We start from the raw sequence: 12,241 nt of genomic DNA on the forward strand, positions 1-12,241 counted from the left end.
TACTGGCTGTGGTTAGGTTGGAAAGAAGACACAAAACAACAACAAGAAAGCGAGCAGGTTATGGCAAGGCAGACGCCCTTATTGCTGGGCATCGACTGTGGCAACACCGTGGTGAAAGCAGCGCTGTTTGAATTGAACGGCCGCGAAGTGGCGGTGCACGCCGAGAACGTCAGTACCCAGCAACCCGCGCCCGGTTTTACCGAAACCGATATGGACGAACATTGGCAGCGTTGTGTTAAGGCGATTGCCGGGGTGTTGTCGAAAGCGGGCGTTGCCGGCACGGCGATTCAATCCATCGGTGTCAGCGGCCACGGCAACGGCCTGTATCTGCTCGACCACGACGGCCAGCCGCTCAAAGCCATTCAGTCGATGGATACCCGCGCCGAAGCGTTGGTCGCCAGCGGTGTGTTGGACGAAGCGGCGATTTTGCCGCTGAATCATCAGGGCATCTGGGCGGCGCAAACGCCGGTGTTGTTGCGCTGGTTGCGTCAGCACAAGCCCGAGCTTTACCGCCGCATCGGCACCGCTTTTCTGTGCAAGGATTCGGTGGTGCATCGGCTCACCGGCGCACGCTCCAGCGACTTCAGCGATATGAGCGGCTGCGGCCTGATCGACTTTGGCAAAGGCGGTTATTCCGACGCCCTGCTGCACGCCTATGGCCTGGACGACGCCCGCGATTGGTTGCCGCCGCTGCATCAATCGACCGAAGTGGTCGGCGAAGTCACCGCCGCTAGCGCTGAACTGACGGGTCTGGCGGCCGGTACGCCGGTGGTCGCGGGCCTGTTCGATGTGGTTGCCAGCGCGCTGGGCAGTGGCGTCGAGCGCACCGGCCAGGCGTCGTTGATTGCCGGCACCTGGAGCATCAATCAGGTGATTGTCGAGCAGCCGCCCAAACCCGGTTCGGTGTTTATGGCCAGCACCTTCGATGCCAACCGCTTTCTGGCGATTGAATCCAGCGCCACCTCGACGGCCAATCTGGAATGGTTTATCCGCGAGTTCTGCGCCGACGAATCCTTGCGCGCCCGCGAATGCGGCGCTTCGGTCTACCAGATCATTGCCGAAGAATTGGTTGAAGTGGCCCTGCCGGCCGACTTGCCGCTGTTCCACCCCTATCTTTATGGTGCCGGCCAGGCGTTGCACGCCCGGGGCGGCTTTTATGGCGTGACCGGCTGGCACGATCGTAGCGCCATGTTGTATGCGTTGTTTGAAGGTGTGGTGTTCGGTCACCGCCATCATCTGGACCGCTTGCGCGCCGCCGGTGTCCGCTTCGATTCGGTGCGCCTGACCGGCGGCGGCGCACGCAGCGATTACTGGGCGCAGCTCTTTGCCGATGTGCTGGATATCACCATCGACACCGCCGAAGGCAGCGAAACCGGCGCGCTCGGTGCGGCCATCGCCGCTGGCGTCGGCGCCGGTTGCTTTGCCGACTACGCCGTCGGCACGGCCCAGATGACGCGGCTGAGCGCGCGCTACCAGCCGCGTGCCGAACAGCGCCAATTCTTCGAGCGCCGCTACCGCTTCTTCCGCGATCTGCGCACCGCCATGGAGCCGCTGTGGCGCGACCTGGCCGAGTTCAACCAGGCGTTAACCCGCACCGATTGATCCCAAAATCGTCCACTCGTCTGTGCCCGGCCTGTGATGCCCGGGCAGGGCTGAGTGCGGCTTGTCGATAAAATTTATAAAAACGGTACAAAAAGTCTCATTATAAAATTATAGTGAGTAAAACTCAGAGAGCGGCGCGGTTCAGCCGCCGAACGCCAGGCCGTGCCACCGGCCGCAAAGAGGGTCCGACCATGACACACAGAATTGTTCTTCCCCGGTTAATGGAAACCGGCGCCGGCGCGGTGCAGCAAGTACCGGCCTTGCTGAAAACCCTGGGTTGCAAAAAACCGTTGCTGATTACCGACCCGATCATGGTGCAGCTCGGCCACGCCGCACGCCTGCAAGACATCCTCGGCAGCGCCGGCATCAGCAGCGATGTCTTCGCCGACACCATGGCCGAGCCGACCGAAGATTCACTGTTGCCAGCCGTCGAGCAGGTAAAAGCCGGCGACTTCGATGCGCTGATCGCCCTCGGCGGCGGCTCGGCCATCGACAGCGCCAAGGCCATCGCCATTCTCGGTGCCTACGGCGGCCAGATGGCCGATTACAAAGTGCCGCGCATCCTCGATGAAGCTGGCCTGCCGGTCATCGCCATTCCCACCACCGCCGGCACTGGCTCCGAAGCCACCCGCGTCACCATCATCACCGACGCCAAAACCGACGAGAAAATGCTCTGCATGGGCCTGGGTTTTATGCCGGTGGCAGCGGTGATTGACTACGAACTGTCGATGACCGCCCCAGCGCGGGTCACCGCCGATACCGGCATCGACGCACTGACCCACGGCATCGAAGCCTACGTCAGCCAGAAGGCGAACCCGTTCAGCGACCGCCAGGCGCTGGCCGCCATCGAACTGATTGCCCCCAACCTGCGCCGCGTCTACCACGAGCCCGATAACAAACCAGCGCGTGAAGCCATGATGCTCGGCGCAACGCTCGCTGGCGTCGCCTTTTCCAACGCCTCGGTGGCGTTGGTGCACGGCATGAGCCGGCCGATTGGCGCGCACTTTCACGTACCGCACGGCCTGAGCAACGCCATGCTGTTGCCTGCGATCACCGAATGGTCGATTCCGGCCGCGCAACAGCGCTACGCCACCTGCGCCCGCACCATGGGCATTGCCAGTGCGAGCGACAGCGATGCCTCGGCCAACGCCAAATTACTGGCCGAACTGAAAGCCTTGAACGACGAACTGAAAGTACCGACGCCGGCCGGCTTCGGCATCAAAGAGGCCGACTTCTTCGGCAAGCTGGAATTGATGTCCGAACAGGCGCTGGCCTCGGGTTCGCCCGGCAACAACCCGCGTGTGCCGACGGCGGCCGAAATTGTCACGCTTTACGAAACCGTCTGGAATCAGTCTTAAAGGAAAGCCCTATGAAAACGATTGAACACTTCATCAATAACGCCCGCGTCAGCGGTACCAGCGACCGCCTCGCCGATGTCTACGACCCGGCGACCGGCCAGGTACAAGCCAAGGTGCAACTGGCCTCGGCCGACGACACCCGCGTCGCTATCGCCGCCGCCCAAGCGGCCTTTCCGGCCTGGTCTACCGCGGCGGCACTCACTCGTGCGCGGGTGCTGTTTCGCTTTAAAGCCCTGCTGGAAGAACACGAAGACGAACTGGCCGAACTGATCAGCCGCGAGCACGGCAAGGTGCTGTCGGACGCACGCGGCGAACTGACGCGTGGCAAGGAAGTGGTCGAATTCGCCAGCGGCATGCCGCACGCCCAAAAAGGCGAATACAGCCGCAACGTCGGCACCGGCGTCGATACCCACAGCCAGATGATGCCGCTGGGTGTCTGCGTCGGTATTTCGCCGTTCAACTTCCCGGCCATGGTGCCGATGTGGATGTTCCCCATCGCGCTCGCCGCCGGTAACACCTTTATCTTGAAACCCTCGGAAAAAGATCCGTCGGTGGCGCTGCGACTGGCCGAATTGCTGCGTGAAGCCGGTTTGCCCGATGGCGTGCTCAACGTCGTCAATGGCGATAAAGAAGCCGTCGATACCTTGCTCACCGACGAGCGCGTCCAGGCGGTCAGCTTTGTCGGCTCCACGCCCATTGCCGAATACATTTATGAAACCGCCAGCCGTCACGGCAAACGCGCCCAGGCGCTGGGCGGAGCGAAAAACCACCTGGTGGTGATGCCCGATGCCGATCTCGACGGCGCGGTCAGCGCCTTGATGGGTGCCGCCTACGGCGCGGCCGGTGAACGCTGCATGGCAATTTCTGTGGCTGTGGCCGTTACCGATGCCGTCGGCGATGCGCTGGTCGAGCAATTAAAACCCCGCGTCGAAGCGCTGAAAATCGGTGCCGGTTATGGCGTGAACGATGAAAACGACATGGGCCCGCTGATCACCCGCGCACACCGCGACAAGGTACACAGCTACGTCGACAGCGGCGCCGAGCAGGGCGCGCAACTGGTGGTCGATGGCCGCGATTTAAAAGTACCCGGCCACGAAGACGGCTTCTTTATCGGCGGCTGCCTGTTCGATCATGTGCAACCGAACATGACCATCTACCGCGAAGAAATTTTTGGCCCGGTTTTATGCGTGGTACGCGTGCCCGATTTCGACAGCGCCGTGCAACTGATCAACGCTCACGAATACGGCAACGGCACCGCGATATTCACCCGCGACGGCCAGGCCGCACGACGCTTCGGCGAAGAAGTTCAGGTCGGCATGATCGGCGTCAACGTGCCGATTCCGGTGCCCATGGCCTACCACTGCTTCGGTGGCTGGAAGCGTTCGTTGTTTGGCCCGCTGCACATGCACGGCCCGGACGGCGTACGCTTCTTCACGCGCATGAAAACCATCACCACCCGTTGGCCCGACAGCCAGGTTGCAGCCCCGGCTGAGTTTGTCATGCCAACGATGAAATGATCACCATCGAGTGTGATGCAAGACGGCTTCGGCCAATGACTGCCTGTCCAAAAACCGCCATCAGAGCGGAGCACGGATGATTGTTGGGCGCAGGGATGCGCCCTTGTTTTTACCAACCCTGAAGGAGCGGTTTATGCCCGTGGTAACGGTTGCCCAATCGCCGGGCCGAACGCTGGAACAACGGCGTGAATTGGTGGCAAAAATCACCGACGCTTTTGTCACCAGTTATGGTGTTGCGCCGGAAGCGGTGACGATTTTCCTGCAGGATTATGACGATAGTCATTGGGGTAAAGCAGGTCAGTTGCACTTGGATTCAAAAAAAACTGAGTAGAGTTTGGTGAGTGCCAGTCGGACGCAATCGCCCTTGTTTTTTGCAGCTACAGCAAATGGCTTTCTCTCGTTTGTTTCGGTTGCCCAGGTGAGATCCCGGATAAGCCGCTGGCTTTCCGGGATGACGTGGTTTTTGTGGGTGCTTTAAATATGAACGCTAAGATGGGCCGCCCAACATCACTTTGTCATCCCGGCCTTGAGCCGGTTGGGCTGGAACACCGGATCTCTCGTTTGTTTCGGTTGCCCAGGTGAGATCCCGGATAAGCCGCTGGCTTTCCGGGATGACGTGGTTTTTATAGGTGCTTAGATGTGAATGGTGAGGTGCATCGAAAAACGTCACTGCGTCATCCCGGCCTTGAGCCGGCTGGGCCGGCACACCGGATCTCGCCTGGGAAACCCAAGGTATCGATGAGCAATAAACGGTTCAATGCAGGAACTGTTTTCATCAGTGCTCGATAAACCGCTAACAATGCCCATGTTATAGTCTGCCCACTTTCCACCCACCGCCACGGAGCACTTCCCGCCCATGACGCAACGCCGCGAAAAAGGCTCTTCCATCCTGCGTGTGCTCGACATCGTTAAAACCGTCAGCCTGGCCGAACGCGGGGCTTCGCTGCCCAGCCTGATCGACGAACTCGATATTCCCAAAGCCACGGTGCATCGCCTGGTACAGCAGATGGAAGAAGCGGGTTTTTTGCAGATCAACCTCAAAGGCAATGTGGTCCCCGGCCCGGCTTTGCAGCAGGTGGCGTTGGGTGTGCTCAGCAGCAACGAGGTGAAGATTCAGCGTCAAGCCATCTTGCAGGGGCTGGCACGTGAAGTTGACGAAACCTGCGGCATTTCCATTCCCAACGGCACCGACATGCTTTATTACGACCGCGTTCAGGCCAACTGGCCGTTGCAGGTGCATTTGCCGGTCGGCTCGGAAGTACCCATCTGGTGCACCGCCAGCGGCAAACTCTATTTAGCGCTGTTGCCGAAAACCGCCCGCGAGCGGGTCATCCGCAACCTGCCGCTCGACAAACGCGCCCGCAATACCCAAACCGACCCCAACGAACTGGCCGCAGAATTGGAACGGATTCGCGCTCAGGGCTACGGTACTGACAACGAAGAATTCATCGACGGCATGGTGGCCGTCTCGGTGCCGGTGCGTACTGGCGATGGTCAGTTGGTGGCCTGTTTGTTCGCTCACGGCCCGGTGATTCGCTGCTCGCTGGACGAACTGAAAAGCCATATTCCGGCCATGCAGCGGGCGGCGAAAGAACTCGGTCAGGTGCTCGACGGCGTGCAAAACTGAAATATATTTCAATAATGAGATTATTTGTCTCATTATTTTGACTTTAAAGCAGGCGAAGGCTAGGTTGGTCAAAAAATAACAACCTGCGGAACCTGCGTGATGACCTTCGCCCAACCGCTCGATACAGCCTTCACCGACACCCCCAACTGCGTCTTGCACTGCGCCGATGTGATCGGTGAAAGCCCGATCTGGTGCGCCGATTCGGCCACGTTGGTGTGGGCCGATATCGAAAGCGACCGCCTTCACCGCTTCCACCCCGCCAGCGGCCAGCACAGCGTTTACAGCGTCGATATCGGCATCACCGCTCTGGTGCCGACCGACGCCGATGGCTGGATTGCCGCCAGCCGCAGCGGCCTGTATCGCCTTGATGCCGACTTCAAAACCACCGCCTTCCTGCTCGACCCCACCGCCAACGAAGCCGATGTCCGCCTGAACGACGCCGTGGCCGACCGCGCCGGCCGCCTGTGGACCGGCAGCCTGTGCGAGGCTGATCTGGAACGCCCCGCCGGCGCTTTGTACCGCCTCGATGCCCAATTGCACTGCGACAAAGTGGACCGGGGTTTCGCCGTCGCCAACGGCATCGCCGCCAGCCCGAACGGCAAGCGCCTGTACGCGGTCGATATGTTTCACCGCCAGATTCGCTGCTACGACCTCAACCCAGTCAGCGGCGCACTCGGGCCAGCGCAAATATTCGCCAGCTTCACCGAAGCCGATGGCAAACCCGACGGCCTGTGTTGCGACGATCAAGGCGGCCTTTGGGTCTGCCACTGGGGCGGCGGCTGTGTCAGCCGATTCGAGCCCGATGGCCGGCTCAGCGCCCGCATTCACCTGCCGGTTTCCCAGGTCACCCGCTGCACCTTCGGCGGGCCGGACCTGCGCGATCTGTTTATCTGCACCGCCCAATTCGAACTCAGCGCCGCTGCCCTTGAGCGCGAGCCCGAAGCCGGTGGTCTGTTCCATATCCGGGTGCCCTGGAGCGGGTTGCCTGAAGCGCTTTGTAACGTCGGCGATGCGGCTGGAGCCCGTCGCGGTTAAGGAGGTTGCCCGCTTTAGACGTCTTTGAAGGATCAACCGGACCGAGCCGAACACGTCTCACCACAACAAGGCTCAGCCGGTTTGCTTGCCAATCACAGTGCGTCCGAACGAACCGTGCGTCGTTCGTTCGGCAAGGAGATCACAATGAAAACAATAAGAAGGATGCTGTTGGCGGCGCTGGTGTCGCTGGCCGCCGTGCCCGCCGCTTTCGCCCTGAATGGGCCGGGCTTGGGCAATCTCAACTACAACGCCAATGAGCTGTACCAGCGCATTTCGATGGTCGATGGCTCGCTCGGCATTCCCAACAATTCCAACGACCCGGCGGCCGCGTTTGGCTTGAACCTGGGTTATATGTACAACGGTTATTTCGTTGGCATCTTCGCGCCAGACCACGGCCATTCGTCCGGCGGCTGGTTGGTGTTGGACGTTTCCGACCCGCGCAACCCGACTCAGGTAGCGCGCAAATACGATTCCACCTACAGCTTTGGCGACGCCTATAACGGCTACAGCAACGGCCAGCAGGACCCACACTTTTTAGGTGAAACCGGCGATTTCCGCGAAAACCACGGCACCGGCTTTTCCATTCAGGATGGCCGCTTCTACGCCGCCATTCCCACCGGCTATGGCGTGGAAATCTGGGATTTCACCGACGTCGGCCCCGGCGTGCCGCCGGTGCGCGTCACCGCCTTCGACATTCCCAACATCGCCGCCGGCGATTACACCAACACCTCCTGGCAACTGACCTGGCAAGCGCCGTACCTGTACGTCGCCAATGCCAACCAGGGCATCACGGTGATCGACACCAGCGACATCAACAATCTGGAAATCGTCAGCCGCACGCCGATTTCTTTGCTCGGCGGTTTCCGCATCGGGCCGATCTTCGCCATGGGCAACCACATGATCGTGTCGAGCATGGACACCAACGGCCGCGTCGCCAGCATCGACATCAGCGACCCCGGCCAGCCGCAACTGCTGGCAACCTACGCGCCCGGCCAGCGTTTTTACGCCGTCTGTTTCAACGGCTCGCAAGTGATGTTCACCAACCGTGGCACACCGGCCTATATGCAGGTGGTCGATATCAGCGACCCATCGCAGTTTGTCGAACTGAGCAAAAACGAACTGCGCATCGACGAAGCGCTCTATTGCGCCACCCAGGGCGACCGCTATTTCTCCGGCAACCAGGAAGACGTCAGCGTCATCGATATGAGCACCCCGGCCGATCCGGTTTTGCTGGGCGAGGGCAATTTGGGTGTCGGTGGCGGCAGCGACCACGGTCAGGTGTCGGTGTTCGGTAACCTGGTTTATATCGGTAACGACCACGGCAGCGGCAATGGCTTTGTTGTTCAACAAACCTCGGCCGATTCGACCGGCCCTAACGTCACTCAGGTTAGCCCACGTGACGGTGCCACCAACCAGGGTCTGAAAAGCCGCATCGGTTTGGCACTGGCCGACAACGCCCTGATCAGCTCGCTCGATAACACCACCTTTATCGTGCGCGAGCAGGGCAGCACCGTACCCTTGGCCGGCCAGTACAGCGGCCAGGCCGACATTGTGAACTTCACGCCGGCTGCGGCGCTGCAAGCCAACACCACCTATGAAGTGATCGTTCCTGCCGGTGGCATTACCGACTGGTCCGGCAACGCAACGGATGTGGCGTTCAGCTCCACCTTCACCACCGGCGACGGTTCCGGCTCGGCCGACTGCACCGAGAACTGCCCGATCGGCGGCGGCACCGCCAGCGCCAGCACCACCGAAGCCGGCCACCCGGCCAGCGATGGCAACGACGGCGATTTCGGCACCCGCTGGACCGCCAGCAGTGGCTCCGTACCGCAGTGGTTCCAGGTCGATTACGGCACGCCGCACGAATTCTCCGGCGCGCAACTGACCTTCGAATTCGGTGGCGAGCAATACAACTACACCATCGACGTCTCCAGCGACGGCAGCAGCTGGACGCAAGTTGCCGACCGCAGCAACAACCCGGAGACCACCATCCAGCAAACGCTCACCTTCAGCCCGGTCACCGCTCAATACATGCGCGTGAACTTCACCTCGTTGCCGCCGAATTCCTGGGCCGCGCTCTATGAATTCAGCGCGCTGCAACCGGTGCAGGGCTGCAACGCCACCGGCGATGAAGTCTGCTTCGTGAAACTGATTGCCGACTCGGAAGTGAACGGCGAAGCCTGGAGCTCGGTTGCCGAACTGACGGTGCTCGACAACAACCTGAATGCGATTTCGGTCGCCAATCTGGACCTGTACGACGTCGACAGCGAAGAGCTGGCCGGCGAAGACGGCTCCGCCTTCAACGCCATCGACAACAACCCCGCCACCTTCTGGCACACCGAATGGCAGGCGGCTGACCCGGTGCACCCGCACCACATCACACTGAAGCTGAATGAAGGCCGGGTGCTGGGCGGCATCGACTACCTGCCACGCCAGAACAGCTCCAACGGCCGCATCGCCAACTACCGCGTAGAAGTCAGCGCCGATGGCAACAGTTGGACGCAAGTCTCCAGCGGCACCTTCACCGACAGCGCCAGCGAACAACGCGCCCTGTTCGATGAATTCATCGCACCGCTCAGCGTTGAACTGCCCGCGCCGGGTGCGGTCGAAGCCGGCCAGAGCGTGCAGTTTGCCGCCGTCGGCGATGGTGGCGATGGCACGCTGGAATACGCCTACGACTTCGGCGACGGCAGCAACCGCGCGTTCAGCACCAACCCGAACGCCAGCCACAGCTACACCACTGCCGGCCACTACCCGGTGATCGTCACCGTGCGCGATGCCAGCCTCGACACCGCCACTGCCAACCGGCTGCAAACGGTGCATCGCACGCTCACAGCGCAAGCGCCGACGCGCACCTCCAGCATCGTTCAGGCCAATGGCCGCATCTACACCGCCAACACCGATGCCGGCACCGTCACGGCGATCAACGCCAGCACCTTGCAAGTGGCCTGGGAAGTCAGCGTCGGTGCAGAACCGCGCACGCTGGCCGTTGCCAACAACGGCGATGTCTGGGTGGCGAACCAGGGCAGCGACAGCCTGAGTGTGCTCAACGGCACCAGCGGTGCAGTGGTCACCACGGTCGATCTGCCACGCGGCTCGCGGCCGTACGGCGTGGTGTTTAGTTCGACCGGCAGCGCGCTGTACGTCAGCCTGGAAGCCAGCGGCGAACTGCTGTCGCTCGACACCGGCACCGGCGCCCAGCTCGACAGCCTCAGCCTCGGCTCAACGCCGCGGGGTCTGGCGGTCTCGGCCAACGGCCAGAACATCTACGTGACGCGCTTTATCTCGCCGGTGCAGCCGCAAGGCGAAGTCTGGCGGGTCAGCGCCGCCGGTTTGAACCTGGCTGAAACCATCGTGCTGCAAAACGACACCACCACCGTCGATGGCGAAGACCGAGCCCAGGGCTACCCGAACTACCTGGCCGCCGTGACCATCTCGCCCGATGGCGACCGCGCCTGGGTGCCGTCGCAAAAGGTCAACACCGGTCGCGGCACCTTCTTAAGCGGCCAGGCGCTGACCTTTGAAAGCACCGTGCGCACCATCGTTTCGCAAATCGACCTGGCAACACACGACGAAGACTTCGCCGCCCAGTTCGATTTCAACGATTCGAACCTCGCCAGCGACGCCGTGTTCACCCCGCTCGGTGACTACGTGTTCGTCGCGCTGCAAGCCAACAACAAAGTCGAACTGCTCGACGCCTACGCCGGCTCCAGCCTCGGTCAGTTGATCACCGACCGCGCGCCCAAAGGCCTGGCCATCAGCGACGACGGCCGCCGCCTGTACGTGCACAACTTTATGGGTCGCAGCGTGGAAGTGTTCGATACCGGCGGCTTGATCGACGGCGACGACTTCCTGGCCCCGTCACTGGCGCTGATCGACACCGTTGCCGTTGAAGCCCTGTCGGCCTCGGTACTGAACGGCAAGCGTATCTTCTACAACGCCGCCGACACGCGCATGGCGCTCGACAGCTACATCACCTGCGCCTCCTGTCACCTTGGCGGCGACTCCGACGGCCGCGTCTGGGACTTCACCAACCGTGGCGAAGGCCTGCGCAACACCCGCAGCCTGATCGGTGCCGCCGGCACGCGCGATGGCAACGTCCACTGGACCGCGAATTTCGACGAAATCCACGACTTCGAAAACGACATTCGCAACGAGTTCGGTGGCAGCGGCTTCCTGTCGGCGTCCGACTTTGCCGCCACCGCCGACCCGCTCGGCGCCGCCAAAGCCGGCCTGAATGCCGACTTGGATGATCTCGCCGCCTACGTCACCTCGCTCAACGAAACCCCGCCGAGCCCGTACCGCAATGGCGACGGCAGCCTCACCGCCGACGCCGTAGCCGGCCAGACGCTGTTCAACAACCTCAACTGCGCCTCCTGCCACAGCGGTGACTACTTCGCCGACGGCCTGCGCCACGACGTTGGTACCATCCAAACCAACTCCGGCCAGGGCAGCGGCCAGACGCTCGCTGGCGTCGGTTTCGACACCCCGTCGCTGCTCGGCCTCTGGTTCAAAGCGCCGTACCTGCACAACGGCCAGGCCGCCACGCTGGCCGACGTCCTCGATTCCAGCAGCCACGGCGGCACCGACACCCTAACGGTGCAACAGCGCAATCAACTGGCGAGTTATCTGTTGCAACTGGAAGGCCCGGAGGCACTGCTGACCGGCACCAGCCGCCTGCAATCGAAATCCAGCGGCCGCTGCGCCGATGTGGAAGGCGCGGGCAACGCCGACGGCGACGATGTGTTGCTCTGGGGTTGCCACAACAACGCCAACCAACGCTGGCAAGCCACACCCACCAGCGCCGGCTACCTGACGCTGACCGCCGAGCATTCCGGCAAATGCCTGGACGTCGACAACAACAGCACCAGCGCCGGCGCCAACGTCCAGCAATGGACCTGCAACGGCGGCAACAACCAGCAATGGTTGCCAGTCGATACCGGCGACGGCTACTTCCAATTGCAGTCACGTTTGAGTGGTTTGTGCCTGGGCCTGTTGAACAACGGCACCGCTAATGGCGTCACACTGGAACAGCAGGTTTGCTCCAGCAGCGATGGGCAACGTTGGCGGCAGAACTGACGCCCCAACTTGCAAAGCAATAA

At 61.8% G+C, this 12,241-nt stretch carries 7 protein-coding genes; all 7 read left to right on the forward strand.

The genetic code is table 11. The annotated features are described in order from the left end of the window. Window positions 1-60 precede the first annotated feature (60 nt). Complete coding sequence (locus DW349_RS03545; RefSeq protein ID WP_108126164.1) at window positions 61-1,602, forward strand: FGGY-family carbohydrate kinase; 1,542 nt, start codon at window positions 61-63, stop codon at window positions 1,600-1,602. A gap of 191 nt (window positions 1,603-1,793) precedes the next feature. After that, a complete protein-coding gene (locus tag DW349_RS03550) occupies window positions 1,794-2,960 on the forward strand; it encodes an iron-containing alcohol dehydrogenase (protein WP_108126165.1) in 1,167 nt (388 codons plus the stop codon). A gap of 11 nt (window positions 2,961-2,971) precedes the next feature. Then, window positions 2,972-4,477 carry a CoA-acylating methylmalonate-semialdehyde dehydrogenase gene (locus tag DW349_RS03555; RefSeq protein ID WP_108126166.1) on the forward strand — a complete coding sequence of 502 codons (1,506 nt, stop codon included), beginning with the start codon at window positions 2,972-2,974 and terminating at the stop codon, window positions 4,475-4,477. A 76-nt stretch (window positions 4,478-4,553) separates the two neighbouring features. Then, window positions 4,554-4,808 carry a tautomerase family protein gene (locus DW349_RS03560; protein WP_232819345.1) on the forward strand — a complete coding sequence of 85 codons (255 nt, stop codon included), beginning with the start codon at window positions 4,554-4,556 and terminating at the stop codon, window positions 4,806-4,808. 525 nt (window positions 4,809-5,333) lie between these two features. Beyond that, window positions 5,334-6,104: an IclR family transcriptional regulator gene (locus tag DW349_RS03565; RefSeq protein ID WP_108126168.1), complete on the forward strand. Its 771-nt coding sequence runs from the start codon at window positions 5,334-5,336 to the stop codon at window positions 6,102-6,104. Window positions 6,105-6,203: 99 nt separating this feature from the next. Continuing rightward, entirely contained in the window at window positions 6,204-7,139 is a 936-nt protein-coding gene (locus tag DW349_RS03570) for an SMP-30/gluconolactonase/LRE family protein (RefSeq protein WP_108126169.1), read from the forward strand. Between the two features lie 144 nt (window positions 7,140-7,283). Further along, window positions 7,284-12,218, forward strand: a complete 4,935-nt coding sequence (locus tag DW349_RS03575; RefSeq protein WP_108126170.1) for an RICIN domain-containing protein — start codon at window positions 7,284-7,286, stop codon at window positions 12,216-12,218. Window positions 12,219-12,241: the final 23 nt, after the last annotated feature.

The sequence above is a fragment of the Saccharospirillum mangrovi genome (assembly GCF_003367315.1).
Lineage (GTDB): Bacteria > Pseudomonadota > Gammaproteobacteria > Pseudomonadales > Natronospirillaceae > Saccharospirillum > Saccharospirillum mangrovi.

Excerpts from the sequence above, each read along its gene's own strand:
- DW349_RS03545 (WP_108126164.1), top strand. The coding sequence starts at position 61 with ATGGCAAGGCAGACGCCCTTATTGCTGGGCATCGACTGTGGCAACACC.
- DW349_RS03550 (WP_108126165.1), top strand. The coding sequence starts at position 1,794 with ATGACACACAGAATTGTTCTTCCCCGGTTAATGGAAACCGGCGCCGGC.
- DW349_RS03555 (WP_108126166.1), top strand. The coding sequence starts at position 2,972 with ATGAAAACGATTGAACACTTCATCAATAACGCCCGCGTCAGCGGTACC.
- DW349_RS03560 (WP_232819345.1), top strand. The coding sequence starts at position 4,554 with ATGATTGTTGGGCGCAGGGATGCGCCCTTGTTTTTACCAACCCTGAAG.
- DW349_RS03565 (WP_108126168.1), top strand. The coding sequence starts at position 5,334 with ATGACGCAACGCCGCGAAAAAGGCTCTTCCATCCTGCGTGTGCTCGAC.
- DW349_RS03570 (WP_108126169.1), top strand. The coding sequence starts at position 6,204 with ATGACCTTCGCCCAACCGCTCGATACAGCCTTCACCGACACCCCCAAC.
- DW349_RS03575 (WP_108126170.1), top strand. The coding sequence starts at position 7,284 with ATGAAAACAATAAGAAGGATGCTGTTGGCGGCGCTGGTGTCGCTGGCC.